A 24,801-nucleotide genomic window follows, 5' to 3' on the forward strand; every position below is an offset into this window, starting at 1 on the left:
CGCCGCCACCCCGTGAAGCGGCCCAGCTTCACCCCGCCTGAACGAGCCAGCAGGCGGCGCGCAGGCGCACCGCGCCGCCCTCCGCACAGCCGCGCAGGGCCTCGGTCACCGCCGCCTCGGCCCGCGCCCGCAGGTCGGGCTCGGCTTCGCGGACGAGGCGCGCGCTCGGCCCCAGGTTGAGCGCCACGTGCGCCGCCGCCTCGGCGGCGGCCGCGTCGGACTCGCCCCGGCCGAGGACGACGTCGCGGTCGACCGCCTCGCAGGCGACGGTCCCGAAGCCGGCGCCCCGGAGGAGCCCGGCGAGGTGGTCCGGGTCGGCGAAGCGGAACGGCCCGGGCGCATCTGGGGTCACAGGCGGCGGTACCTCCGGCAGGAGCGGCAGCACCGCCTCGCGGGGCACCTGAACCCACGGATTCTCCGGCAGGGCCCGCCAGCACAGGAAGGTCAGCCGTCCCCCCGGCCGCAGCATGCGCCGGAGATTGGCGAAAGCGCGGTCCGAATCCGGAAAGAACATCACGCCGAAGCGGGACAACGCCGCGTCGAAGCCGCCGAGATCCGCGTGCTCCACGTCGGCCTCGACGAACGTGACCGGCGCGGCGCCGGGCGCCTGCGCGCCGAGGCGAGACCGGGCGACGGCGAGGAGCGGCGCCGAGATGTCGGCGCCCATGACGGCGCCCGCGGCCCCGACCCGCTGCGCGGCCTCGAGACTCGTCGTCCCTGATCCGCAGCCGATATCGAGCACCGATGCCCCCGGGCTCAGTCCCGCGCGGTCGAACAGGGCCTCGGTGAGCGGCGCGAACACCGCGTCGAGCACCGCCTGGTTGCGGGCCCAGCGGGTGCCGACTTCGCCGTTCCAGTACTCGATCTGGGTGATGTCGCCGGCCATGGCCGTTTCCCTTCAGGCCGTGGTCGCCGCCACCGACAAGGTCGGCTTGTGGTTCAGCGTCTGGAACACAACGCAGTAGCGCTCGGTGAGCTTCAGGAGCTGCGCGAGCTGTTCCTCCGAGGCGTCCGTGTCCAGCTGGAAGAACAGGCGGATCGCGCGAAACCCGACCGCCGCCTCCTTGTCGACGCCGAGCGTGCCGCGGAAATCGAGATCGCCCTCGGCGCTCACCGTGCCCGCCCGCAACGGGATTTCCAGCGCGGTCGCCACCGCCTTCACGGTGACGCCCGCGCAGGCGACCAGCGCCTCGAGCAGCATGTCGCCCGAGCACAGCTCCATCCCCGAACCGCCGGTCGCCGGGTGCAGCCCGGCCTCGGCGATCGCCCGGCCGGTCTCGACCTTGCAGGCGATCTTCGTGTCGTCGAGCGTACCCTTCGCCTTCAGGGTCACGACCGCCGAATCCGGGGCCGAGCGGTACCGGTCCTTGAGCGGAGCCTGGAGGGCTCGCAAAGCCGTCGCGTCCATGGCGTCGTCCTCTCGATGGTGTCCGTCCCGGTCTCGGGCGCGGCTCAGCGCCGGAACGGGTTGTCCGTCTGCCAAACGTGTCAGGCCTGCGGTATAGGTCCGGGCCTGGCGGACGGAAAGTGTGCCCCGGCGCGGCCGGTCAGGGCCGCGATCGCCTCGGCGAGTCCATCGACCTGGGCCTCGTCATGGGCCGCCGAGAAAGCGACCCGCAGCCGCGCGGTCCCGGCGGGCACGGTCGGCGGACGGATCGCCACCACGAGGTAGCCCTCCGCCTCCAAAGCCGCCGAGATGTCCAGCGCCGCCTGGGCTTCACCCACCATCACCGGTACGACGGCGCTCACGGCGTCCGGGAGCCCCAGGCGGGCGGTGAAGCGCCGGGCGAGGGCGAGGGGGCGGGCGCGCCGCTCCGGCTCGGCCTCCAGGATCGCCAGGGCCTCCAGGGCGGCGGCCGCCGAGGCCGGCGGCAGGCCGGTCGTGTAGACGAAGCTGCGGGCGCGGCTCGTCATCAGGTCGACCACCGCCCGCGAGGCGCAGAGATAGCCGCCGTAGGAGCCCAGCGCCTTCGACAGGGTGCCCATCTCCAGCGGCGCCCGCGGCCCATCCTCGACCACCCCGATCCCGTGGGCGTCGTCGACCAGCGTCCAGGCGTCGAAATCCTCGGCCACGGCCAGGAGGTCGCCGAGCGGCGCCCGGTCGCCGTCCATGCTGAACACCCGCTCGGTGAGGACCAGGGCGCGGCCGTGCCCGGCTCGGTGCGCGGCGAGCGTCGCCGCGAGGTCACCGGGATCGTTGTGGCGGAAGGTGAGCACCCGCGCCCCGGACAGCCGCGCCCCGGCCCACATGCAGGCATGGGAGAGTTCGTCCAACACGACGAGGTCCCCGCGCCCGGCCAGCGCCGGGGTGATCCCGAGATTGGCGAGGTAACCGCTGCCGAAGACCAAAGCCGCCCCGGTGCCCTTGTGGCGCGCGAGCCCGTCTTCCAGGGCGCCGAGATACGGGTGGTCGCCGGTCACCAGCCGCGAGCCGCCGGCCCCGGCACCGTACCGCGCCGCGGCGTCCTGGGCGGCGGCGATCACCCGCGGGTGATGCGACAGGCCGAGATAGTCGTTGCAGGAGAAGGAGACGAGCGCCCTGCCCCCGCGGGCCGCCGAAGCGCCGGATCCCCGCTCGGTCGGGACCAGCCGGCGGCGCAGGCTGCCGACCTCCAGCGCAGCGAGCTTGGTGCGGGCAAAGGCGTCGAGGCTGTCCATCCGGCGGGATGGGGCCGCGGGCCGGCCCGATGTCAAGCCGGATCCGCGCCCTTGACCGGGCGCAGGCAGCTGACCATGCGGGAGGCATGTCCTCAGACGCGTCCCGGAACACCCTCTGGCGGCCCTACACGCAGATGCGCGGCGCCGCCCAGCCTTTGGAGGCCGTGGCGACCCATGGCAGCCGCATCGTCCTCGCCGACGGGCGCGAGCTCGTGGACGGTATCGCCTCCTGGTGGACGGCGGTTCACGGCTACAATCACCCGCATATAGCCGGCGCCGTCGCCGACCAGCTGGCGCGCATGCCGCACGTGATGTTCGGCGGCCTCACCCATGCCCCGGCCGAGCGCCTCGCGGCCCGTCTGGCCGCCCTGCTGCCGGGCGACCTCGACCACGTCTTCCTCAGCGATTCGGGCTCGGTCGCCGTCGAGGTCGCGCTGAAGATGGCCGCCCAGATGTGGCTGAACCGCGGGGTGCGCGGCCGTACCAAGGTCCTGGCGTTCCGGGGCGGCTATCACGGCGACACGATGGGGGCGATGTCGGTCTGCGACCCCGAGGAGGGCATGCACCGCCGCTTCGGCGCCTATCTGCCCACCCAGGTTTTCTGTGACTTGCCGCGCAGCCTCGCCGAGACCGATTCCCTCGATGCGACTCTGGCCGCCCACCGCGAAGAACTCGCAGCCGTCATTGTCGAGCCGCTGGTCCAGGGGGCCGGCGGCATGCGCATGCACCCGCCGGAGGTGCTCGCCACGGTGGCGCGTCTCGCCCGTCGCCACGGCCTGCCGCTGATCGCCGACGAGATCTTCACCGGCTTCGGCCGCACCGGCAGCCTGTTCGCTTGCGAGCAGGCCGGGATCGTGCCCGACATCCTGTGCCTGTCGAAGGCGTTGACCGGCGGCACCCTGGCGCTCGCCGCCACCGTCGCCCGGCGGGAGGTGTACGAGGCGTTCTGGTCCGAGGATCCGGCGGCGGCCTTGATGCACGGCCCGACCTTCATGGCCAATCCGCTGGCCTGCGCGGCCGCCAACGCCAGCCTCGACCTGTTCGAATCCGAGCCGCGCCTCGAACAGGCCCGCGTCATCGCAGCCCGGCTGGCGGACGGGCTGGAACCCCTCCGGCGCGTGCCCGGCGTGGCGGATGTCCGGATCCTCGGCGCCATCGGTGCAGTCCAGTTCGCCGGCGCTCCCGATCTCGCCGGCCTAAAGGCGCGGTTTCTTGACCGGGGCGTCTGGGTCCGGCCGTTCGGCGACATCGTGTATCTCACGCCTGCGCTGACCATCGGCGCGGCGGACCTGGACCGGTTGATCGACGCGGTGACCGCCGTGGTGACCGAACGGGGCGCCGCGACGCCGTGACGGCTGCAACCCGGAACCGTTTCTGCCGTTGGACCTGCGGCTGAAGACGCGTGCGGCGGCCCTCGCAGCCGGACGCTGCCGGAGGGAGTGCACAGTGGCGAGTGAGCAGACGGCTTCGGGCGGCGATCGGCCGGTAATCCTCCTCGTCGAGGACGAGGCACTGACGATCATGGACCTCGGCGACGTGCTGGAGGAAGGCGGCTACGAGACCGTACAATGCGCGTCCGCCGAGCGGGCGCTCAGCATACTCCAGGCGCGCCCGGATATCTGCGGGCTGGTCACGGACGTCCAGCTCTCGGGCAAGACGGATGGGTTCGACCTCGCCAGTTCGGTGGCCGAGGCTCGGCCACAGCTGCCGATCCTGATCGTGTCCGGCCGGGCGGCGCCGGACCCGGCCCGCATGCCCGGGCACGCCGACTTCATCGCGCGGCCGTGCACGGGCGAGGATATCCTCGATCGCCTCCATCGACTCATGCACTGCTGAGCGGCTCCGGGCCCGGGCCCGTCATCTCAGCGTCACCGGCCGGCGCCACAGGGTCCCGGGCGGCCGGTGACGGAGATGGATCGTGCAGACCCTGGATCATCCGGCCGCCGCCGGCACAAACTCGGGCGCTCCGGTGGGCGATAAACAGAAACGCGATCGTCGGGACGGTGAGGATGCGGCTCAGGAGCTGTCATCCAAGCGGATGCGTCCGCCCGGCGTCCGAAGTGTCGGCTGGGCGCTCGTGCAGGCGGCGCGCCTGCATCGCGCCCGCACCGGCGACCGCCTCGCCAAGCTCGGCCTGTTTGCCGGGCAGGAGCAGGTGGTGCAGGCTCTGGCCTCCGCCGGCACGATGACGATGGGCGATCTCGCCGCCCTGCTGCGGGTGCGCCCGCCCACGGCGTCGAAGACCGTGACCCGGCTCGCCGCCCTCGGCATCGTCGAGCGCCGCGCCGAATCAGGCGACGGGCGCGTGGTCCGGGTCCAGCTCACCCCTGCAGGTCTGGCGAAGGCGGAGGCCATCGAGCAGATCCAGGAGGAGGTCGAGGCCGAGCTGCTCGATCACCTCGACAAGACCGACCGCCGCCGCCTTCGCAAGCTCCTGCGCAAGGCCGCCCGCGGTCTCGCCGAGGCGGCCGGCGCCTCCGGACAATCCACCGACGTCGACGCCGAAATCGAGGCCGAGGTCGACGACGAGGCCGAGGTGCTGCCGACCTGACTGTGGCGTTCGGTTGGTGAGCGCGTCCGGCGACGCATCCTGCGCCGATAGTCCATTCCCTGCGCCGACCGCGTCCCGTGTGTTGGTCTATCCCCGGCGGCGGTGTCGCCGCGCGCAGCGCGGCTATGCCACCGGTAAACCCTCGGCAGCCCCGCCGCGCCGGTCCGGAGTCCCGTTTCTGAAGGCCCACGGGAGGACGTGCTGGCAGGTGCGCATCGCCCTTTAGCCCAGTGCTGATTGACCGTTTGGTTTTTGCGGCATCGGCCCGATCGCTGGGCTGTCGATCGCGCGCTCGTCAGAAAATGTTGTAATGATGTAACGTTGCTCGGCGAGTTGGGCGGCCGGCCTCATCTGCCCTTGCGCGGAACGGACATACCGCGGCACTGAAACAGTATAACAATACGTGAGTTTCGATGTCCGCCACGCGCCACTCCGGCTTCCTCGCCAGCATGGTCCTCTCCTCGACCGTCTGCGCCACCCTCCTGGCTCCCCCCGCCGCACAGGCCCAGCAGGCCGTCGCCCTCGACGAGATCAGCGTCACCAGCCCCAGCCCGATCCAGGCGCCGCGTTCTGCGCCGGCCGCGGAGCCCCCCGTTCCGATCGGGATCCTGCCGGTGGCGACCAACACCTTCTCGCCTGTGACGGTCGTCACCCAGGACCAGATCGCCCGCGATCAGCCCCGGACGCTCGGCGACGCGTTGTTCGACCGGCCCGGCATCTCGGGCACCAGCTACGCCCCGGGCGCGGCCTCGCGGCCGATCATCCGCGGCCTCGACAATGCCCGGGTGCGGATCCAGGAGAACGGCATCGTCAACGGCGGCGTGTCCGACCTCGGCGAGGACCACGCGGTTCCGGTGAACCCACTGGTCGCCGACCGGATCGAGGTGATCCGCGGGCCCGCGACCCTGCGCTACGGGTCTGGCGCCATCGGCGGCGTGGTCTCGGCTGACAACAACCGGGTGCCGACCTTCATCCCGGCGAACGGCATCCAGGCTCAGGTGACCAGCGGCTTCTCCAGCGTCGACAACGGCCGGCTCGGCGCCGCCACGGTGGATGCCGGCGGCGACGGCATCGCGGTCCATGCCGACGGCTTCAAGACCGCCAACGACAGCTACGCGATCCCCGGCGGCATTCAGCGCAATTCCTACAACGAGTCGCAGGGCGGCGCGGTCGGCATCTCGGCGATCGGCGACCGCGGTTTCGTCGGCATCTCCTTCAGCCATTACGACGCGGTCTACGCGATCCCCGGCGGCGTCGCCGAGCAGGACCGCACCCGCCTGACCCCGAACCAGGACCGGGTGCTGTCGCGGGGCGAGTACCGACCCCTTGACGGCCCGTTCGAGGTGATCCGCTACTGGGCCGGCTACTCGGTCTACCGCCACAACGAGGTCGGCTTCGGCGCGGACGGGATCGAGGGCGTCCAGGCGATCTTCAAGAACCGGGAGGCGGAGGGGCGCCTGGAACTGCAACACGTTCCGGTCTTCACCGCGTTCGGCAAACTGACCGGGGCGCTGGGCTTCCAGTCGGACCGGCGGGTGATCAACACCCAGCTCGAATCCTTCCTGCCCAAGACCGAGTCCCGGGCCAACGCGGTCTACCTGTTCGAGGAACTGGAACTGCGCCCGGGCACCCGGCTCCAGGCGGCCGGGCGCTACGAGGTCGACCGGCTGTCGAGCACGGCCGCCCAGTTCCCCGCCGACTACGTTCCGGTCGACGGGCAGGAGCCGTTCCAATACGCCCGGACCCGCCGCTTCGCCCCGAAGAGCGCCAGCATCGGCGCCCTGCAGGACCTGCCCTACGGATTCGTGGCGAGCCTGACCGGGTCCTATGTCGAGCGCGGTCCCACCGGCTACGAACTGTTCTCCCAGGGGCCGCACGACGCGACGGCCACCTTCGAGATCGGCAACCCGGACCTCAAGAAGGAGCGCGCCCGGACGGTTGAGGCCAGCATCCGCCGGGCCGAGGGGCCGCTGCGCCTCGACGCCACCGGCTACTACACGCGCTACACCGGTTTCATCTACCGCAACTACACCGGGCTCACCTGCGACGACGACTTCGCCTCCTGTGGCATCGGCACCGACAACCGGCAGATCGTCTACCAGCAGCAGAACGCCACCTTCTACGGCGCCGAGATCATCGGACAGTACGACCTCGTGCCGGTGGGCAACGGCTTTGCCGGGATCGAGGCGCAGTTCGACTTCGTGCGCGCCCAATTCGATGACGGCACCAACGTGCCGCGCATCCCGCCCTACCGGCTCGGCGGCGGCGTCTACCTGCGGGCCGACGGCTGGTTCGCCCGGGTGAACCTGCTTCACGCCTTCAGCCACGACGCCACGGCGGTGTTCGAGACCCCGACCCCCGGCTACGACGATCTGCGCGCCGAGCTGAGCTACACCAAGGCCCTCGACCCCGCGGTCTATGGGGCGAGCGCGATCACTCTCGGCCTTCAGGGGCGCAACCTGCTGAACGCCGACATCCGCAATTCGACCTCGTTCAAGAAGGACGAGATCCTGCTGCCGGGGCGGAACCTGCGGCTGTTCCTGACGGCGCGGTTCTGAGGCGGTTCTGACCCCGCCGCGTCCCGGTCACCGCCATCAGAGCGAGAGCGCTCGCCGTTCGCGTGGACCGCGTCGACGGCGATCCGCCGGGCGGCTCAACCCGGCTCCGGTCCGACGCGGTAATGGTAGCGGTACAATTCGCGCTCGAATCCGAGCCCGCGGTAGAGCGCCCGCGCCGGCGCGTTCGCCGCCACGACTTGCAGGCAGGCGGCTTCCGCGCCCTGTGACTGGCTCCAGCGGAGCAGCGCGCCCACGGCGCGCCGCGCATGGCCGCGGCCGCGCAGGGGCTCGGGGGTGGCAACCGCTTCGATCACCAGCAGGGCACGGTCGAGCACGCCGAAGGCGATGGCGCCGATTCCGCCCGCCTCGGAGGTCGCCGCGAAGGCCCGCGGCAGCATCAGCGCGGTGACCGTGTCGCGGAACACCTGCGCGGCCGCGGCGTCGGCGCGGTTCACCGTGTCGCGCAGAGCCAGCCAGTCGGCCCAGGGCGCCGGCGCGACGGTGACGGCGGGATCCGGCTCAGCCGGACGGTCATCGAGGGCGCGGTACAGGGTGCAAGTCGCGTCGGCGATCGCGTAGTCGGCGCGCGCGAGCAGCGGTTCCATCTGCGGTGCAATCGTCGGGATGCGGAAGATCGGACGCTGCCCGAGGGCGGCGTAGATCGCGCATGCAGCCGGGATCACCGATTCGGGGGCGCCGCTCCCGCGCATCGGATTGACCGAGTTCTGCCGCTTCGACCGGCCGCCCGCGGCGCGCAGCAGGTATCCGTCCACCAGCATTTGGCGCGGGCTCGGCCAGGCGTTGAGGCAGGCCTCCTCCACGCGCCAGGCGAGGTCGGCGTCCGTGCTCATGGGAACCTCCGGCGGCCGTGATCGCACGGGGCCGCGATCGGGCCAACAGGCCCTGTGGCAAGGCTTCGCCCGTGCGGCGTCGCGTACGCTTGAAGCCTGTCCGGGTCGCGCGATGTCACCGCGATGTCTGAACCCGAACTCCTGTTCTGCCTGCATTTCCTGGGCGGAAGTGCCCGCAGCTGGGCGCCCCTCGCCCGGGCGCTCGACGGCACACTGACCTGCGTGCCCGTGGAACTGCCGGGCTTCGGCCAAGAAGCCGGCCAATCGGGGTTTTCCGTCGACGCGATGGCCGATCACGTGGCGGAGGCGATCCGCGTGCGGGCGCCCGCCGCCTTCGCCATCGCCGGCCACAGCATGGGCGCCAAGGTTGCGCTGGCACTGGCCCGGCGATCCGAGGACGGTGCGCCGGGCCTCGAAGGGCTCACGGACCTGATCCTGGTTTCCGGCTCGCCGCCGAGCCCGGAGCCGATCCCTGAGGAGCGCCGTTCGCACATGCGCAGCTGGATCGACGCCGATCCGGAGACGCGCCAGCGCGAGGCTCGCAAGTTCGTCCGTGCGAATGTCGGGACCGGTCTCGACGCCGAGACCGAGGATCGGGCGGTGGCCGACGTGCTCCAGGCCGCACCGGCGGCGTGGAAGGCATGGCTCGATTCCGGCGCCCGCGAAGATTGGTGCCGCCGCATCGGCCTCCTGCGCACGCCGGCGCTGATCCTGGCGGGTTCGGAGGATGCCGATCTCGGCCCCGACGCGCAGCTTGCCCTGACCGCCCCGCACCTCGCGCACCATCGCCGCGTCACCGTCGACGGCGTCGGCCATCTCCTGCCGCTGGAGCGTCCCGACGCCCTGGCCGGCCTGATTCGCGAGCATCTCGGGGCGCGGCCCGCAGGATCGGACCGGCCGGCGCCAACGGTACCACCGGCCTACGCGGCGCTGATCGCCTCGGAGCGGGTCAACGGCCGCTTGCGCGGCGCACTCCATGCGCGCGCCGAGCCGGACGATCCCGCCTACCGCCCGGAGGCCCTGGATCCTGTGGAACTCGCGATCCTGCGTGCCGCCTTCGCCCGGGTCCTGCCGGCGTCGGGCATCGACTTCGCCGCCCGGCTCGATCGGCGCCTCGCCTCCGGGGACGGCGACGGCTGGCGCTTCTCGGCCCTGCCGCCGGACGCGGAGGCCTACCGGGCTGCCCTGCGCACCCTCGACGCAGCCGCCCGCGCGGCGCAGGACCGCCCGTTCGTGGCCCTCGACGGCGCGCACCAGGACGCGCTGCTCACGCTCTGCGCGCAGACCGGATTGAAGGTCCCGGACGCGCTCGGCGGCCGGCTCGACGCAGACCGGATGCGGTTCTGGTTCGAGGATCTGCGCGCCGACGCGGTGCGCCTCTGGCTCGGCCATCCTGCGGCACTGGCGCGGATCGGCTTCTCGGGGATCGGTGCCGGCGGCGACCGGCCGGGGGAGATCGCGTCGGATCTGCCGGGATTCCACGAAGTCGGGCTCGACGCACCGGAGGCCTGGGAGCCCGAACCTCAACAGGGCACGCTGCAACGGATGGAGGCGGGACGATGAACCTCGCGGGGATGCGGAGCTACCGCGAGGACGACGTGGTCGATGCGGTGATCGTCGGGACCGGGGCGGGCGGCGCGCCGCTCCTGGCGCGACTTGCCGCGGCCGGCCTGAAGGTCGTGGCCCTGGAGGCCGGGCCGAACTTCATGCCGGAGCGCTTCGCCTTCGACGAGACCCTTGCCGACGAGATCTACTGGACCGAGGAGCGGCTCAGCGGCGGCGCGACGCCGGAGGCCTTCGGGGCGAACAACAGCGGCACCGGGGTCGGCGGCTCGACGCTGCACTGGGGCGCCTTCGTGCCCCGGGCCGACGCCCGCGACCTCCGCCTCCATACGGAGAGCGGCGAGGGCGTGGACTGGCCCCTCGCCTACGCGGAGCTGGTGCCGTTCTACGAGCGTGTCGAGCGCTTCATCGGCGTCTCGGGGGCGCAGGATTATCCGTGGGATCCCGGGCGGCGCTACCCCCTCCCCCCGTGCCGCGCAACGGCCCGGCGCAGATCATGGCGCAGGCCTGCGAGGCACGCGGCATCCGCTGGGCCGACGCCCCCGCCGCCGTGGTCTCGCGCGACTTCCAGTCCGAGGACGGCCCCCTGCGCGAGGCCTGCATCAATTGCGGCTACTGCCATCAGGGCTGCCGCAACGGCGCCAAGACCAGCATGGACGTCACCTACCTGCCGCTGGCCGTCGCCCGCGGGGCGGAGATCCGGGCCGAAGCCTTCGTGCACGGCCTCGAGCGCGGCGCCGACGGCCGGGTCACCGGGGTGGTCTACCGCCAGGGCGGCCAGGACCGACGCCAGCGCTGCGCGGCGGTGTTCCTCTGCGCCGGTGCGGTCGAGACCCCGCGGCTCCTGCTGCATCTGGGGCTCGCCAATTCCAGCGATCAGGTCGGCCGGAACTACATGGGCCACGTGGCGACCCAGGTCTGGGGTACGTTCCCGCACGAGGTGCGGATGAACCGCGGCTATCCCTCGTCGCTGATCACCGAGGACTTCATCCGGGCGGGCGCCGATTTCGCCGGCGGCTACCTGATTCAGAGCCTCGGCGTCGTGCCGGTGACCTTCGGCAATGCCGTGGCCCGGGGGCGCGGCCTGTGGGGCAAGCCGCTCCTCGACTACCTCGACCGCTACAACAACCTCGCCGGCATCGGCATCAACGGCGAAACCCTTCCGCGCGACGACAACGAGCTGACCCTGTCGGACGAGACCGACGCGCGCGGGATGCGCAAGGCTCAGGTCAGCTTCGGCTACGGCACCAACGAGGACCGGCTGAACGCGCATGCCACCAAGGTGATGCGCGGCCTGTGGGAGGCGGCCGGGGCCGAGGATATCTGGGTGCTGGAGCGCGTCGCCCACACGATCGGCACCTGCCGGATGGGGCGTGACGGGTCGAGCGCCGTGGTCGATCCGGTCGGCCGCAGCTTCGACATCGACAACCTGTGGATCTGCGACGGCTCGACCTTCCCGAGCTCGCTGGCCGCCAACCCGGCGCTCACCATCATGGCGCTCAGCCTGCGCACCGCCGAGGCATTCCTGGCGGCCGGACCCTCGGGGCAGCGCTGAGCGCGCGGCGTCGCCGCGCTCACCCGAGCGCGGCGCGCAGATCCGCCAATCCGCGCTTCTGCCGGCCCCCCGCGTCGAAATTCGCCGGGTCGAGCCAGGCCGCGAAGCCCGCGCGCAGACGCGGCCACTCGGCGTCGGTGACCGAGAACCACGCGGTGTCGCGGGAGCGGCCCTTCACCACGACGGCGTTGCGGAAGATCCCCTCGAAGGTGAAGCCCAGGCGCAGGGCCGCCGCCCGGGACGGGGCGTTGAGGCTATCGCATTTCCACTCGTAGCGCCGGTAGCCCAGTTCGTCGAAGGCCCGGCCCATCATCAGCGCCATCGCCTCCGTGGCGGCCGGGGCGCGCTGGAGCTTCGGCCCGAAATGGAGATGGCCGACCTCGATCACGCCGTTCCCCGGGTCGATCCGGAGATACGAGGCGATCCCCAGGGGCGCGCCGGTTCCCCGGTCCACGATCGCGTGGAACAGCGGATCCTCGCTCGCCGCCCGGGATTCGAGCCGCGTGCGGAGTTCCGCCTCGCTCTCGGGCATCGTGTCGGGGAGATAGGTCCAGCCGCTGCGGTCGGGGGCGGCACTGTAGGTGGCGAACAGGCCCGCCGCGTGGGCTGCCGCGTCGAGCGGCACGACCCGGCAGGTGCGGCCCTCCAGGGGCGTCCGCGGCGGACGGGGGCGCGGGGTCCAGTCCGGCAGGGCTGGTCCGACCGGCTGGCCGAAGGTGTTCACGCCTGCGCTCATGATCCGCTCCGCCCGCCGACCAGCCCGGCGAGCACGGTCTCGCCCTCCGCTTCGAACCCCGCGATGACGCCGGCCCGGTCGGGCTCGGGTCTGTTCTGGCTCATCTTCCACTTCCCCTCGATGCGGGTGATCGGGATCTCGACGCCGATCAGCGCCTGGACCTGCGCGGCTACGAACGGCTCCGGCGCGTCGGAGACCGCCCAGGGCGCGGCCCGCGGCGTCTCGCGGAGCGCGGTGAGATCCGCGATCTGGCGCCGGAGCCAGGCCGCATCCTCGATCACCCGCGGCCGGCCCCAGGCATGGACGGTGGCGTAGTTCCAGGTCGGCACGACGCGGCCATGGGCGCGCTTGCTCGCGTACCAGCTCGGACTGACGTAGCCCTGCGGTCCCTGGAACGCCACCAGGCACTCCTCGACCGTGGCGAGATCCTGCCCCTGTGGATTCGCCCGCGCCAGATGCGCGCGCAGGATCCCGTTGGCATTGTCGTCGTCGAGGAGGAACGGGATCGGGTTGGCGATGAGTCCCGCCGGCCCGGCGGTGATCAGCAGGCCGAGCGGATACGCCCGGATCAGCGCGTGCTGCGCGTCCCGATCATCCTCCCTGAAGTGCGGCGGCTGGTACACGGGCCACGTCCTGTCTGGCGCCTCGATCCGCGGATGCTTGACGGTTCGGTGGACCAGCGAAAAGATCCAATTCCGAAAAACCGAGTGGACCGCTTTGTGCCATGGCCCGGGGTCCATTGCCGCCGCCCGTCAGCCTCGATCCGTCGAGCCCGGTTCCGCTGCATGCGCAACTCCGGGAGGCATTGCGCACGGCGATCCTCGACCGCCGGTTGCCGCGTGGGGCCCGGCTCCCGGCATCGCGGGTGCTCGCGGCGGATCTCGGCTGCGCCCGGGGCACGGTGGTCCTCGCCCTGGAACAGCTCACCGCCGAGGGCTACCTGACGGCGCGTCCCGGCTCGGCCACCCGCGTCGCCGCGACCCTGCCGGACGATACGGTGCCGTCGCCCGGCCGGATCGCGCATCCGGCGGCCGTGTCCTGGCCGCGGCTTTCGCAGCGCGGCACCGACCTCGTCGCCGCGCCGCCGCGGCGGTACATGGCCGGATCCGCGGCCCCGGACGCCTTCGCCCTCGGGCGGCCGGCGCACGATGCCTTCCCGTATGCGGTCTGGGCCCGGCTGCTCCAGGCCGAGTGGCGGCGGGGACCGGCCGAGGAGCCGGATCCGCGCGGCTCGCCGGCGCTGCGGAGCGCCATCGCCGCCTATCTGGCGCAGGCCCGGGGCGTCGCCTGCGAGGCCGAGGACGTGATCGTCACCGCGGGGATCCGGCAGAGCCTGAGGCTGCTCGCGGAGCTGCTGCTCGACCCCGGGGAGACAGCCCTGATCGAGGAACCGGGCTTTCCCGGGATCGCGCAGGCGCTCTCCAGCGCCGGCCTCCGGCCGGTCCCGGTCCCGGTCGGCCCGGGCGGGCTCTCGATGGCCCGGGCCGCGATCCTGGCGCCCGGCGCGCGGCTCGCCGTGGTTACGCCGGCCCACCATTATCCCCTCGGACACGCCATGAGCCTCGAGAACCGCCTCGATCTCCTGGCCTGGGCGGATTCCACCGCGGGCTGGATCGTCGAGGACGATTACGATGGCGCCTACCGCTACGCCGGACGCCCGCTGGCGCCGCTGCGCGCCCTCGATCGCGCCGGGCGGGTCGTCTACGTGGGCAGCTTCTCGAAGGTCCTGCTCCCGGCCCTCGGCCTCAGCTACCTCGTGCTGCCGCGCGGCCTCGTGGCGCCGGTGAACCAGGCTCTGGCCGAGATCGGCCCGACGCCCCCCGGAATCGGGCAATGGGCGCTGGCGCGCTTCATCGAGGACGGGCACCTCGCCGCCCATCTGCGGCGGACCCGCCGCCTCTACGCCCAGCGGCAGGGTGCCCTGGTCGAGGCCGCGGGGCGCGTGGCCGCGGACGTGATCACGGTGGCGCCGATGGAGGGCGGGATGCACCTGATCGCCAGGCCCGGCCCGGCCTGGGCCCCGTCCCTGTCCGATGCGGCCGCCGCGGCGGCGCTCAGCCGGGCCGGGATCTCCGCGGTGGCGCTCTCCGCCTATCACGCCGGACCGCCGGAGCCCGGCCTGTTGCTCGGCTATGCCGCGGTGCCGGAACGCGCCATCGGGCCGGCGGTGCGGCAGATGGCCGAGGCGCTGCGGCGCGCCGCCGGCGTGCGGGGCCAGCCCTTCGGCGACGCCCCTTCTGGATAGGGCTTCGGGATCGGCGCCCTGACGTTCAGGCCGGGACCGGCTCCGCGGCGCGGACCGGGGTCGGGCCGGCCCGGTAGGCCGCCGAGGCCTCCTCGGTCCGCCAGCAGGCAACCCTGTGGCCCGGGCCGATCTCGGCCACCGGCGGCATCTCCCGGCGGCAGCGCTCCTCGGCCAGGAAGCAGCGCGGCGCGAAGGGGCAGCCCGGCGGGCGGTTGGCGAGGTCGGGCGGACTGCCGGGAATGGTCTGGAGCCGCGAGCCCTTGGCCAGCGCCCCCTCGGCCCGGCTGCGCAGGAGGCCGATCGTGTAGGGGTGGTGCGGGTCGAGCACCACCTGATGGGCGGTCCCGGTCTCGACGATCTTGCCCGCGTACATCACGGCGATCCGGTCCGCGACTTCCACGGCGGCGCCCAGATCGTGGGTGACGATGACGATCGACAGGCCGAGGTCGCGCTGCAACTCGCGCAGGAGCAGCAGCACCTGGATCTGCACCGTGGCGTCGAGCGCCGTGGTCGGCTCGTCGGCGAGCAGCACCTGCGGCCGGCAGGCGAGCGCCAGGGCGATCATGGCCCGCTGGCGCATGCCTCCCGACATCTCGTGCGGGTAATTGTCGAGCCGCCGTTCCGGGCTCGGGATCCGCACCCGCTCGAACAGGGCGAGCGCGCGCTTCCGGGCTTGGTCCTTGGAGATCTTCTCGTGCCGGTGGATCGCCTCGGTGATCTGCTGGCCGACCGTGTAGACCGGGTCGAAGGCGAGCAGCGGCTCCTGAAAGATCATCGAGACGTCGCCGCCGCGAAAATCGGCGAGCTGGCGCTGTGTCAGCGCCTGCACGTCCCTGCCGGCCGCCCGGATCGTGCCTTCGATCCGGCTGCGGCCGTGCGCGAACAGGCGCAGGATCGCCCGCAGGGTCACGCTCTTGCCCGAGCCCGACTCGCCGATGAGCGCCATCGCCTGCCCGCGCTCGACCGTGAGGTCGACGCCGTCGACGACCTGCACCTTGCCGAAGGCGACGCGCAGGTTTTCGAGGGTGACGGCCGGCTCGGATCCCGACATCGGGGCGCTCATGCCGCGAGCGCCCGGGCCGGGGCGGCGGAATGGCCGGAGCCCGGCTGGCGGGCCAGGCAGGCGACCCGGTGCAGCGGCCCGGTCGTGTCGAGCGGCGGCTCCTTCTCGCTGCACACGGGCTCAGCGAGGGCGCAGCGCGGGTGGAACCGGCAGCCCGATGGGGGATCGATCGGATTCGGCGGATCGCCCTGCAGCAGGGCGGCCTGGGTGCGGTTGTCGGGGTCGAGGGACGGCATCGAGGCCAGCAGCGCCTCGGTGTAGGGATGGGCCGGGGCGGCCAGCACCGTGTCGGAGGGGCCGATCTCGGAGACCCGGCCGAGATACATCACCATCACCCGGTCGGAGATGAACCGGACGACGTTCAGGTCATGGCTGATGAAGATGTAGGTCAAGCCGAACTCGGCCTTGAGATCGAGGAGGAGGTTGAGCACCTGCGCCTCCACCGACTTGTCCAGCGCCGAGACCGCCTCGTCGAGGAGCACCAGCCGGGGCTCCAGGGCCAGCGAGCGGGCGATGTTGACCCGCTGGCGCTGGCCCCCGGAGATCTCGTGCGGGTAGCGCCCGGCGAAGCGCTTCGGCTCCAGGCCGACCCGGGCGAGCAGGGCGCGCGCCCGCTCCACCGCCTCCCGACCGGGCACGCCGTTGACCTTCGGGCCGAAGGCGATCGACTGCTCCACGGTCATGCGCGGATTGAGCGAGGCATAGCTGTCCTGGAAGACCATCTGGACCTGGCGGCGGTAGGACCGCCACGGCATCACCCGCTCGCCGACCGGCTGGCCGTCGTAGAGCAACGTGCCGGTGTCGCGCGCGATTAGGCCCATGAGCAGCTTGGCGGTGGTCGACTTGCCGCAGCCGGACTCGCCGACGATGCCGAGGGTCTCGCCCTTGAGCACGTCGAAATCGACGCCATCGACGGCGCGGACCACCTGCTTCTTGCCCCCGGCCTTGCGGACCGGGAAGTGCTTGATCAGGCCCGAGACCGACAGGAGCGGCTGGGCGGGGCCGCCGCGGTCGCGGGCGAAGGGATCGGAGGCGTCCGGGATGACGCTCACTGGCGAATCTCCATGGCCGTGCGCAGGCCGTCCGAGAACAGGTTGAAGGCGATGGAGACGATGAAGATGCACACCCCCGGCAGGGCCGCGACGACCGGATTGACGTAGATCGCGGTGCGCAGGGTGTTGAGCATCAGGCCCCATTCCGGCTCCGGCGGGCGCACGCCCAGGCCAAGGAACGACAGGCCCGAGGCCAGGATCATCGAGACCGAGATCAGGCTGGTCGCGTAGACGAAGATCGGCCCGACGACGTTGCCAAGAACCTGCACCCGCATGATCGTCAGCGCCGAGGCTCCGGACAGCTTGGCGGCGTCGATGTAGTCGCGGCGGCGGATGCCTGTGGTCACGCTCTCGGCAACCCGGGCGATCTGAGGGACGAACACGCAGGTCAGCGACACGATCGAGTTGAAGATGCCGGCCCCCAGGGCCCCGGACAGCGCGATCGCCAGCAGCACGGAGGGGAAGGCGAAGAACACGTCGATGGTGCGCATCAGGATCGTGTTGGTCCAGCCGCCGACATAGCCCGCCAGGATTCCGATGCCGGAGCCGAGCACGAAGGCGATCAGCACCGGCGTGACGCCGATGAACAGCGACAGCCGCGAGCCCAGCATCAGCCGGCTGATCATGTCGCGGCCGAGTTCATCGGAGCCCAGCCAGTAGGTTGCGTCGCCGACATGCCTGAGTCGGCGCAGCATGGACCCCTTGTAGGGGTCCATCGGGGTGATCCAGGGCGCCAGGATCGCCATGAGGACGACGAGCACGATCACCGCGCCCGCAGCCATGGCGACGGGGTCGCGGATCAGCCGGTGGCCGACATGGCCCCAGAAGCCGCGCGACGGGACGAAGGCGGCTGCGGGGCCGTGCGCGGCATCCTCGGCGGCCAGCACGCCGCCGTCGAGGGCCACGGAGGCGGCGGTGATGGGTGCGGTCATCGTCGGCCTCCGGGTCAGGCGCGCTCGATGCGCGGGTCGAGGGCGGTCTGCATCACGTCCACCAGCAGGTTGAGAACCACGAAGAACATCGCCAGGACCAGGATCGAGCCCTGCAGCAGCGGCAGGTCGCGCTGGAAGATCGCGGCGTTGAGGAGGAAGCCGGTGCCCGGCCACGCGAACACGGTCTCGACCAGGATCGAGCCGCCGAGGAGGTAGCCGAGCTGGAGGCCCATGATGGCCAGCGCCGTCGGGGCGGCGTTGCGGACCACGTGCTTGAACACGCCGCGCTCGTCCATGCCCTTGGCGCGCAGGGCCTCGACGAAGTCCTGGGACAGGATGTCGGCCACAAGCGCCCGTACCGTGCGGGCGATGATGCCCATCGGGATCACCGACATCGTCACCGCCGGCAGGATCAGGTAGCGCAGGTGTTCGAAGTCCGGCCGCCAGTTGCCGGAGCCGTCGGGCCCGGCGCCGGTGGGCGGCAGCCAGCCGAGCGTCGCCGAAAATACGATCACCAGAACCATGCCGAGCCAGTAATGCGGCACGCTCACGCCGAAGACCGAGAGGGCCGAGGCCGCCCGGTCGGCGAGCGAGTTGCGGTGGTAGCCCGCCACGAAGCCGAACAGCGTGCCGAAGGTGAAGCCGATCACCGTCGCCACGGAGGCGAGGATCAGCGAATTGACCACCGCGCGGGTGACCTCGCCCAGCACCGGCCGGCCGGTGGCGATCGAGACGCCGAGATCCCCGTGCAGCACGTGCCACAGCCAGATCAGATACTGGACCGGCAGGGGCTTATCGAAGCCGTAGGCGGCCCGCATCTCGTCGATGGTGGCCTGGGTGGCGTCTGCCGGCAGCACCGCGCTCAAGGGATCGCCCGGCGCGAGGTGCACCAGAAGGAAGCAGACGACGCTGACCCCGAACGCCACGGGCGTCACGTAGACCAATCGTTTGAGGATGTAGAGCAGCATTATTGGCCTTGTGATCGAATACTGTGTCGCCGCCGCCGGACCCCCTCCCCCCTCTGCGGGGGAGGGCGGCCCCCGAAGGGGGTCGGGAGAGGGGAGCGACGGGGCATGGGAAGGCGGTGACCTTCACATCTGCTCCGCCCATCCTGAACCCGGGCTCCCCTCTCCCGACCCCTGCTGACGCAGGGGCCACCCTCCCCCGCAGAGGGGGAAGGGGGGAGACGGCGCGGCTACCGCCCCGCCGTCGCGATGGTGATCTTCGAAAAGTCCTGGAACCAGTTCTGCGCCTGGACGAAACCCTTGACCTTCGGGCTCATGGCCCGGGGATTCACGTCGTGGGTGATCATGATGAACAGCGCATCGTCCACGTATTTCTCGTGAACCTTCTCGAGGACCTTGGTCTGCTCGGCCTTGTCGAAGGTGTTGCGGACCTGATCGAACAGCTTGTCCATCGCGGGATCACAGTAATAGCCCCAGTTCGTGCCGTTCGGTGGGGCAAAATTGCACTGGAGATGGCGGATGAAGCCGGTGAACGGGTCCTGAATGAAATACGAGTAGTTGATCGCCGAGACGCCGCGGGAGATGTCGGCCTTGGCCCCGGCACGCCAGATGTTGATCAGCGTGTTCCACTCGACCACCTCGTAATCGACCTGGATGCCGACCTCGCCGAGGTTCTGCTGGACGAATTCGTTCATCGGCAGCGGCTGCATCTGGCCGGAGCCCGAGGCCGAGATCGCGACCTTGAGCTTGAGGGGCTTGGCCGGGCTGTAGCCCGCCTCCGCGAGCAGCTTCTTGGCGGCCTCCGGATCGTACTTCACGTCGAAGGTCGGGTGGCCGAACCACTGATGGCCGGGGGGCATGAACCCCTTGGCGGGGATCGCGAGCCCGCCGAGCAGCTCCTTCAGGCCGTCGCGGTCGATGGCCAGGTTGGCGGCCTTGCGCACCCGGATGTCGTTCCAGGGCGAACCCTCGACCCGCGACAGGTGCCATGTCCAGTTGTGCGGGTAGGCGTTGGTGACGATCGTGAAGCCGGCACCCTTCAGCGATTCCACGGCGTCGGGCGCCGGCGCCTCGATCCAGTCGACCTGGCCCGAGCGGAGCGCCGCGACCCGGGCATTGGCCTCCGGGAGCGGCACGAGCACGAGCTTGTCGAGCTTCGGCACCCGGTTCGCGTCCCAATACGCCTTGAACGGCACCATCTCGGCGCGCTCGCGCGGGGCGAACAGGGTCAGCTTCCACGGGCCGGTGCCCGAGGGCTGCTTGGCGAAGGCGTCCCAGGACTTGCCCAGCTTCTCCCACTGGGCCGGGGACGACATCATGATCCAGGCGATCTGGTAGGGCAGCGTCGCATCCGGGGCCTTGGTGGTGATCTCGACCGTGAGCGGATCGACCACGCGGTAGCTGGCCACCGCCGGGATCCGGGTCTTGCCCTGCGCGGACTGGCGCGGGTCGTATTGCGGCGCGTCGGCCTTCAGGAGCTTGTCGAGGTTCCACACCACCGCGTCGGCGGTGAAGTCAGAGCCGTCGTGGAATTTCACGCCGGGCCGCAGCTTGAAGGTCCATTTGGTCTTGTCGCTGGCATCGACGCCCCAGCTCGTCGCCAGACCGGGTACGAGGTCGGAGGCGAGTTCGGCGCTCGACAGGTCCCAATTGATGAGGCCGTCATAGACCGTGTAGCCCATGAACCGCATGCCCTCGCCGCCATTGTCGGTCTGGCCGGTGGTCAGCGGGATGTCGGAGGCGGTCATGCCGATCCGCAGCGTCCCCTGGGCGAGGACGGCGGTGCTTGCCGACAACACCAGGGCACTGGCCAGCGCCGCACGGGCGCCGAAGTTTCTCAGACGGGACAGCATCGCGGATCGGGTACTCGCGTTGGCCGGGTCCGGAGGGGCCGGCATACACTCGACCATATGCAAGCGCGCGGCCACTCGCCCCGCGGCGGCGCGAGGCTACGCGGCGTCGATGACGCTGACATGCGCGGCGACCACCCGCCAGCCCTCGGGGAAGCGCATCCAGGTCTGGCTCTGGCGACCGACTTTGCCGGGGGCGTTCGCGCGGGTGAACAGCGTCATGGCGGTGGCCGCATCCCGCCCATAGGTGGTGATCACTGTCTGAGCGAGCGTCCGGTCGAGACCGACCGGCGAGCGGGCACGGCGGAAGGCACGGATCGCCGCCATGCCGTAGAGGTTCTCGCCGATGCCGTAGCGGATGGTCAGCGGATCGTCCCGGAACAGCGCCTCCAGGGTGGGAACGTCGTTGGTGGTCAGCGCCGCCTCGTAGGCCCGGAAGGCGGCCTCGACCTCGGCCTTCACGGAGGGATCGTCGATCACCATCAGGGGAGCTCCGCGATCGGCGCCGCGCAGGTGCCGATCCGTTCGAGGTGGCGGGCGACGCGCAGGGCCAGATCCTCGCGCCAGGGTGGGGCGATCACCTGCACGCCCAGCGGCAGGCCGTCGTCGAGCCAGACCGGCGCGGCGACCACCGGCAGCCCGATGAACGAGATCGGCTGCGTGAACACCCCGATATTGGCCCGCACCGGCAGGCTGACGCCGTCGAGGACGAAGTGGGTCTGTCCGCCCTTCGGAGCCCGGCACGGCGTGGTCGGCGCCAGGATCACGTCGACGCTGTCGAACAGGCCGAGGACCGCCGCTTGGTACCAGCGGCGGAAGCGCTGCGCCCGCTCGACGAAGGGCGCCGGGATCATCGCTCCGGCGATCAGGCGGTCCCGCACCGCCGGATCGAAGTCCCGCGGCCGGGTGCGCAGGCGGTCGAGATGGAGCGTCGCGCCCTCGGCTGCGGTGATCAGGTAGGCCGCGGCGCGGGCGCGCTGCGCCTCCGGCAATTCCACGGTCCGGCTCGCCCCCAGGGCCTCGGCGACGCGGGCCACGGCCGCGAAGGCGTCCGGATCGCCGCCCCGGGCGAAGTAACCGCCCGCCACCGCGATCCGCAGGCCGTCCAGGCCGGCTTCGAGGATCGGCAGCGTCGGCTCCGAAGCGCGGGCCGTCGCCACCGGATCGTCCGGATCGGGGCCCTGCATCGCGTCGTAGGCGAGCGCCAGGTCCGTGACCGTCCGGGCCATCGGCCCGAGGTGGTCGAGGCTGCCGACGAACGGGAAGCTCCCGGCCCGGCTGAGCCGGCCGTAGGTCGGCTTCAGACCGAAGCAGCCGCAGAAGGCCGCGGGGACCCGGATCGAGCCGTTGGTGTCGGAGCCGAGCGTCAGCGGCACCATCCCGGCGGCGATCGCCGCCCCGGACCCACTGGACGAGCCGCCGGTCATCCGATCCAGGGCGTGCGGATTGTGCGCGTCCCCGTCGTGGGCGTTCTCGCCGGTGAAGTCGTAGGCGTATTCACCCATGTTGAGGGCGCCGATCAGGATCGCCCCAGCCGCTTCGAGGCGGCGTACCAGGGTCCCGTCCTGCGCGGCCGGGGCGCGGTCCCGATTGATCTTGGAGCCGGCCCGGGTGGGCAGGCCCGCGATGTCGATCAGGTTCTTGACCGCGAAGGGGACACCGGCGAGCGGCCCGGCCGTGTCACCGCCGCGCAGGGCCGCATCGACGGCATCGGCCCGGGCCAGGGCCCGCGCACCGAGCACATCGGTGAAGGCATTGAGCCGGTCGTCGCATCGCGCGATCCGGCCCAGGGCCTCGGTGACGATGGTCCGGGCACTGGTCCGTCCCCCGGCGACCGCGGCGGCGATCGAGGCCGCATCCATCGGATTGTCGGTACTCACGCCTCGAACCTCGAAGCGGCGTCGACCTCGTCGGGCAGCGGGAAGTCCTGCACCAATGCGGCGGCTGCGGCCAGGACGCGCAGATTGGCGGTGACGGAGGCAATCCACGTCGCATCGAGCGTGAGGCCGAGAAGCGGCGCCGTTGCCGCCGCGTAGGTCTCCGGATCGAACGGGCTGGGACTTTCGGGCATCGCGATCCTTCAGCGGGTTCGTGGCGGATGGATCGAGTTGGTAGCAGGCCTCGTGCCGCGCGCACCGCCGATGACGCACCCGATTGGCTGCCCAATGGTTGTGCAACACCGCCGCCATCGGCGGATTGCACGTTAGCCAGTCAGGGCTGATTATTTGCTAGGCATTCGTCGATGGGGCGTCCAACTTATCGCGTGGCAGGAGCCTCTCTGTCGCAGCAAGCTTTATCGGCCGATGTCGCCGTTCCCCCAATCCGGCTGCCGGAGCCGATGCCGCATTCGCAGGCCTGGGTTGATCAACTTGAGTAAGCGACCCCTTTAAAGACGGACGTTGCTTGGGTCGGGTCGTCCACCCAGCCTAAAGCTCGGCATCAGCGCGTTTTTCGCAGCGCATCGTGGCGTTTCGTGCTGCGTCAGTAGCCTTGCCGCGGCTCACCCGTCGACCTATCTCAGATCCACGCAGCACAGACGCCGTTCCCCATGCCACGGCGTGTTCAACGCGGCCTCCACGTGATGTTTTTCTGCATCGCCCGGCGAGACTCTTACAGAGACGCTACGGATTGTCCCTCCGGCGGTCAGCTGCGTGTGCGGGCGCGATTGCATCCGCCTGGTCGCTCTGGTTAAGGGCGTTCCGTTTTTCAAAACTTGGTTCGACCTGAGCGCTCCGGCGCAGGCTGAGCGCTCAGGTCGAACCATCGGTGAGCCGATGGATCGGCATGGTTCCGGTGTCCGGGGACGCCGTCGGAGCCTGCAGACTGAGGTCCCTCTCCGGCCCTGCCGGATGTCCCTGCCCGACGCCCAACCTACCGAACTGAGAAAGGTCAGATGAGCGCATTCGACTACAGGAATTTCGACGACCGCCGCCAGAACTCGCAGAACGCCAAGGCTGCCCTCCTGGCCAAGTTCAAGGCGCGGACCCCGGCCGACGATCCGGATATGATCGCCAAGGCCAGGGCCCGGGCCGAAATCGCCAAGGCGCGCGAGGAGCGTGCCCGCGAACGCGAGGCGGCGCGCATTGCCGCCGAGCTGAAGGCCGCCGCGGAGAAGCGTCAACGCGAAGAGGCCGAACTCGCCGCGCAACTCGCCCGTGAGGCCGCGGAGCTCGCCGCCGCGCAGGAACGCAAGTCTGCGGAACTGGCCGCCAAGAAAGCCCAGCGCGACGCTCGCTATGCGGCGCGCAAGGCCAAGGTCAAAGTCAAGCGCTGAGGTCGCGCGGCCTCGGAGACGGCCGTTTGAACCGGACGACGCTCGCCCCATGGCGGGCGTCGTCGCGTTTCCAGGCGTCTCCACGCGGCGGCATTTCAGAACAGACCCTGCGGTGCTGCGAAATCCGCGCCCGACCCAAACCGTAAGTGGATCAAGGTTGGCCTCGCGAAACCAAAACCTCGCCGGTGGTGTTGCAAACGCTCAGGCCCGCCAAACTTATTCGTGCGGTCCGTATATTGGCGAGCATGCGCGATGCCCTCCCGAACGATCCTCGCGCTGGTTCCCGCGATCCTGTGGGCGGGCGCCGCCCTTGGGCAGGACAAGGTCACGGCGATCGCCTGCGACAGCCTGCTGGCGGCGCGCCGGGTCGATGCGGCGTCCGGCTCAGACCGCAACGCGGCCGTCGATGCCGGCTGCCACAGCGTCGACCGGAGCACGATCGGGTCCGTGGAGCAGCGGGCGCTGATCGGTGGTGCGCCCTATGAGTGCATGACGATCACCGGCGCGGGACGCTGCCTCTGGATCGTACCCTGAGCGGCGCCCGCGGCGATTGCGGGCGGCCACGTATTTCGAACACGGTTCACTGTGGACCAGGATGCCCTATGTCGGCGTCTCGTTGGAGTGAGGACCACGGTTCGTATGCCGAGTTTCCGGGCCAGAACGCGCAGTCCCGCCTGGATGACGTTCGGGGCGCTCATCGGCCTTGTGATGGCTGCGAGCCCCAGCCGAGCCGAGCCGCCGATCCGCAGCCCAGAGGATGCGGCCTGCCGTCTTGAGGCCCGCGCGAAGGTGTTCGTGGCACCCAACCCGCGCGGCCTGGAGTTGGAAGAACTGGGGCGGCAGATCTACTATGCCTGCATGAAGCGCCTCAGCCAGGCGGCCGAGCCGGTCCAGCGGGTGGGCCGCCGCCATCCACGCCGCCATCGGCGCCGTTGAAGGGCGGGCGTG

General features: G+C 71.2%; 24 protein-coding genes. 10 read left to right on the forward strand and 14 right to left on the reverse strand.

Annotated features, from left to right (window positions below; all coding sequences use genetic code 11):
• Positions 1-28 precede the first annotated feature (28 nt).
• The 3 genes from AC3IF1_RS23450 to AC3IF1_RS23460 form a co-directional block, all read right to left on the reverse strand.
• Complete coding sequence (locus AC3IF1_RS23450; protein WP_489219549.1) at positions 29-886, reverse strand: class I SAM-dependent methyltransferase; 858 nt, start codon at positions 884-886, stop codon at positions 29-31.
• Positions 887-898: 12 nt separating this feature from the next.
• On the reverse strand, positions 899-1,408 hold the full coding sequence (locus AC3IF1_RS23455; protein ID WP_489219551.1) for an OsmC family protein: 510 nt from the start codon (positions 1,406-1,408) through the stop codon (positions 899-901).
• 80 nt (positions 1,409-1,488) lie between these two features.
• Positions 1,489-2,658, reverse strand: a complete 1,170-nt coding sequence (locus AC3IF1_RS23460) for an aminotransferase class I/II-fold pyridoxal phosphate-dependent enzyme (RefSeq protein ID WP_489219552.1) — start codon at positions 2,656-2,658, stop codon at positions 1,489-1,491.
• Between the two features lie 86 nt (positions 2,659-2,744).
• Here AC3IF1_RS23460 and AC3IF1_RS23465 point away from each other — a divergent pair, with 86 nt between their 5' ends.
• From AC3IF1_RS23465 to AC3IF1_RS23480, 4 genes are all read left to right on the forward strand, one after another.
• On the forward strand, positions 2,745-4,010 hold the full coding sequence (locus tag AC3IF1_RS23465; RefSeq protein ID WP_489219553.1) for an adenosylmethionine--8-amino-7-oxononanoate transaminase: 1,266 nt from the start codon (positions 2,745-2,747) through the stop codon (positions 4,008-4,010).
• Positions 4,011-4,104: 94 nt separating this feature from the next.
• Positions 4,105-4,494 (forward strand): response regulator, encoded by a 390-nt coding sequence (locus tag AC3IF1_RS23470; RefSeq protein ID WP_243973549.1) that lies wholly within the window; start codon positions 4,105-4,107, stop codon positions 4,492-4,494.
• Between the two features lie 82 nt (positions 4,495-4,576).
• On the forward strand, positions 4,577-5,209 hold the full coding sequence (locus tag AC3IF1_RS23475; protein WP_409564906.1) for a MarR family winged helix-turn-helix transcriptional regulator: 633 nt from the start codon (positions 4,577-4,579) through the stop codon (positions 5,207-5,209).
• Between the two features lie 449 nt (positions 5,210-5,658).
• A complete protein-coding gene (locus AC3IF1_RS23480; protein ID WP_489220453.1) occupies positions 5,659-7,767 on the forward strand; it encodes a TonB-dependent receptor in 2,109 nt (702 codons plus the stop codon).
• A 95-nt stretch (positions 7,768-7,862) separates the two neighbouring features.
• Here AC3IF1_RS23480 and AC3IF1_RS23485 read toward each other — a convergent pair whose 3' ends face one another.
• Positions 7,863-8,618, reverse strand: coding sequence for a GNAT family N-acetyltransferase (locus AC3IF1_RS23485; protein WP_489219554.1), 756 nt, complete (start codon positions 8,616-8,618; stop codon positions 7,863-7,865).
• 123 nt (positions 8,619-8,741) lie between these two features.
• On the opposite strand from AC3IF1_RS23485, the gene AC3IF1_RS23490 reads away from it, so the two are divergent.
• On the forward strand, positions 8,742-10,181 hold the full coding sequence (locus AC3IF1_RS23490; RefSeq protein WP_489219556.1) for an alpha/beta hydrolase: 1,440 nt from the start codon (positions 8,742-8,744) through the stop codon (positions 10,179-10,181).
• A gap of 436 nt (positions 10,182-10,617) precedes the next feature.
• Entirely contained in the window at positions 10,618-11,736 is a 1,119-nt protein-coding gene (locus AC3IF1_RS23495) for a GMC oxidoreductase (protein ID WP_489219557.1), read from the forward strand.
• Between the two features lie 19 nt (positions 11,737-11,755).
• On the opposite strand, the gene AC3IF1_RS23500 is transcribed toward AC3IF1_RS23495, so the two are convergent.
• Together AC3IF1_RS23500 and AC3IF1_RS23505 are read right to left on the reverse strand one after the other, a co-directional pair.
• Complete coding sequence (locus AC3IF1_RS23500; protein WP_489219558.1) at positions 11,756-12,472, reverse strand: GNAT family N-acetyltransferase; 717 nt, start codon at positions 12,470-12,472, stop codon at positions 11,756-11,758.
• Entirely contained in the window at positions 12,469-13,095 is a 627-nt protein-coding gene (locus tag AC3IF1_RS23505; protein WP_489219559.1) for an FMN-binding negative transcriptional regulator, read from the reverse strand. The genes AC3IF1_RS23500 and AC3IF1_RS23505 overlap by 4 nt, the downstream gene beginning before the upstream one ends.
• Before the next feature lie 101 nt (positions 13,096-13,196).
• Between AC3IF1_RS23505 and pdxR the strand changes: the two genes are divergently transcribed.
• Positions 13,197-14,717: a MocR-like pyridoxine biosynthesis transcription factor PdxR gene (gene pdxR, locus AC3IF1_RS23510; RefSeq protein ID WP_489219560.1), complete on the forward strand. Its 1,521-nt coding sequence runs from the start codon at positions 13,197-13,199 to the stop codon at positions 14,715-14,717.
• Between the two features lie 25 nt (positions 14,718-14,742).
• Here pdxR and AC3IF1_RS23515 read toward each other — a convergent pair whose 3' ends face one another.
• From AC3IF1_RS23515 to AC3IF1_RS23550, 8 genes are all read right to left on the reverse strand, one after another.
• Positions 14,743-15,768 carry an ABC transporter ATP-binding protein gene (locus AC3IF1_RS23515; RefSeq protein ID WP_489219561.1) on the reverse strand — a complete coding sequence of 342 codons (1,026 nt, stop codon included), beginning with the start codon at positions 15,766-15,768 and terminating at the stop codon, positions 14,743-14,745.
• 8 nt (positions 15,769-15,776) lie between these two features.
• Positions 15,777-16,832, reverse strand: a complete 1,056-nt coding sequence (locus tag AC3IF1_RS23520) for an ABC transporter ATP-binding protein (protein WP_489219562.1) — start codon at positions 16,830-16,832, stop codon at positions 15,777-15,779.
• Positions 16,829-17,764 (reverse strand): ABC transporter permease, encoded by a 936-nt coding sequence (locus AC3IF1_RS23525; protein WP_243973539.1) that lies wholly within the window; start codon positions 17,762-17,764, stop codon positions 16,829-16,831. Before AC3IF1_RS23525 ends, AC3IF1_RS23520 begins: the two co-directional genes overlap by 4 nt.
• A gap of 14 nt (positions 17,765-17,778) precedes the next feature.
• On the reverse strand, positions 17,779-18,732 hold the full coding sequence (locus AC3IF1_RS23530; RefSeq protein WP_243973538.1) for an ABC transporter permease: 954 nt from the start codon (positions 18,730-18,732) through the stop codon (positions 17,779-17,781).
• A 227-nt stretch (positions 18,733-18,959) separates the two neighbouring features.
• Positions 18,960-20,582 (reverse strand): ABC transporter substrate-binding protein, encoded by a 1,623-nt coding sequence (locus tag AC3IF1_RS23535; RefSeq protein WP_243973537.1) that lies wholly within the window; start codon positions 20,580-20,582, stop codon positions 18,960-18,962.
• Between the two features lie 96 nt (positions 20,583-20,678).
• Entirely contained in the window at positions 20,679-21,062 is a 384-nt protein-coding gene (hpxZ, locus tag AC3IF1_RS23540) for an oxalurate catabolism protein HpxZ (RefSeq protein ID WP_489219564.1), read from the reverse strand.
• Positions 21,062-22,441: an AtzE family amidohydrolase gene (locus tag AC3IF1_RS23545; RefSeq protein WP_489220454.1), complete on the reverse strand. Its 1,380-nt coding sequence runs from the start codon at positions 22,439-22,441 to the stop codon at positions 21,062-21,064. Before AC3IF1_RS23545 ends, hpxZ begins: the two co-directional genes overlap by 1 nt.
• Positions 22,442-22,455: 14 nt before the next feature.
• Positions 22,456-22,650, reverse strand: coding sequence for a DUF4089 domain-containing protein (locus AC3IF1_RS23550; RefSeq protein ID WP_489219565.1), 195 nt, complete (start codon positions 22,648-22,650; stop codon positions 22,456-22,458).
• Positions 22,651-23,472: 822 nt separating this feature from the next.
• Between AC3IF1_RS23550 and AC3IF1_RS23555 the strand changes: the two genes are divergently transcribed.
• From AC3IF1_RS23555 to AC3IF1_RS23565, 3 genes are all read left to right on the forward strand, one after another.
• Complete coding sequence (locus tag AC3IF1_RS23555; protein WP_489219567.1) at positions 23,473-23,853, forward strand: DUF6481 family protein; 381 nt, start codon at positions 23,473-23,475, stop codon at positions 23,851-23,853.
• Positions 23,854-24,105: 252 nt separating this feature from the next.
• Positions 24,106-24,387 (forward strand): hypothetical protein, encoded by a 282-nt coding sequence (locus AC3IF1_RS23560; protein ID WP_489219568.1) that lies wholly within the window; start codon positions 24,106-24,108, stop codon positions 24,385-24,387.
• A gap of 174 nt (positions 24,388-24,561) precedes the next feature.
• Entirely contained in the window at positions 24,562-24,789 is a 228-nt protein-coding gene (locus AC3IF1_RS23565; RefSeq protein WP_489219570.1) for a hypothetical protein, read from the forward strand.
• Positions 24,790-24,801 lie beyond the last annotated feature (12 nt).

It is taken from the genome of Methylobacterium sp. E-012 (assembly GCF_057836545.1).

Coding starts and splice junctions, on each gene's coding strand:
- AC3IF1_RS23550 (WP_489219565.1), bottom strand. CDS start 22,650: ATGCCCGAAAGTCCCAGCCCGTTCGATCCGGAGACCTACGCGGCGGCA.
- AC3IF1_RS23525 (WP_243973539.1), bottom strand. CDS start 17,764: ATGACCGCACCCATCACCGCCGCCTCCGTGGCCCTCGACGGCGGCGTG.
- AC3IF1_RS23530 (WP_243973538.1), bottom strand. CDS start 18,732: ATGCTGCTCTACATCCTCAAACGATTGGTCTACGTGACGCCCGTGGCG.
- AC3IF1_RS23500 (WP_489219558.1), bottom strand. CDS start 12,472: ATGAGCGCAGGCGTGAACACCTTCGGCCAGCCGGTCGGACCAGCCCTG.
- AC3IF1_RS23480 (WP_489220453.1), top strand. CDS start 5,659: ATGGTCCTCTCCTCGACCGTCTGCGCCACCCTCCTGGCTCCCCCCGCC.
- AC3IF1_RS23560 (WP_489219568.1), top strand. CDS start 24,106: ATGCCCTCCCGAACGATCCTCGCGCTGGTTCCCGCGATCCTGTGGGCG.
- AC3IF1_RS23565 (WP_489219570.1), top strand. CDS start 24,562: ATGGCTGCGAGCCCCAGCCGAGCCGAGCCGCCGATCCGCAGCCCAGAG.
- AC3IF1_RS23455 (WP_489219551.1), bottom strand. CDS start 1,408: ATGGACGCGACGGCTTTGCGAGCCCTCCAGGCTCCGCTCAAGGACCGG.
- AC3IF1_RS23545 (WP_489220454.1), bottom strand. CDS start 22,441: ATGGATGCGGCCTCGATCGCCGCCGCGGTCGCCGGGGGACGGACCAGT.
- pdxR (WP_489219560.1), top strand. CDS start 13,197: ATGGCCCGGGGTCCATTGCCGCCGCCCGTCAGCCTCGATCCGTCGAGC.
- AC3IF1_RS23485 (WP_489219554.1), bottom strand. CDS start 8,618: ATGAGCACGGACGCCGACCTCGCCTGGCGCGTGGAGGAGGCCTGCCTC.
- AC3IF1_RS23465 (WP_489219553.1), top strand. CDS start 2,745: ATGTCCTCAGACGCGTCCCGGAACACCCTCTGGCGGCCCTACACGCAG.
- AC3IF1_RS23490 (WP_489219556.1), top strand. CDS start 8,742: ATGTCTGAACCCGAACTCCTGTTCTGCCTGCATTTCCTGGGCGGAAGT.
- hpxZ (WP_489219564.1), bottom strand. CDS start 21,062: ATGGTGATCGACGATCCCTCCGTGAAGGCCGAGGTCGAGGCCGCCTTC.
- AC3IF1_RS23555 (WP_489219567.1), top strand. CDS start 23,473: ATGAGCGCATTCGACTACAGGAATTTCGACGACCGCCGCCAGAACTCG.
- AC3IF1_RS23460 (WP_489219552.1), bottom strand. CDS start 2,658: ATGGACAGCCTCGACGCCTTTGCCCGCACCAAGCTCGCTGCGCTGGAG.
- AC3IF1_RS23535 (WP_243973537.1), bottom strand. CDS start 20,582: ATGCTGTCCCGTCTGAGAAACTTCGGCGCCCGTGCGGCGCTGGCCAGT.
- AC3IF1_RS23515 (WP_489219561.1), bottom strand. CDS start 15,768: ATGTCGGGATCCGAGCCGGCCGTCACCCTCGAAAACCTGCGCGTCGCC.
- AC3IF1_RS23450 (WP_489219549.1), bottom strand. CDS start 886: ATGGCCGGCGACATCACCCAGATCGAGTACTGGAACGGCGAAGTCGGC.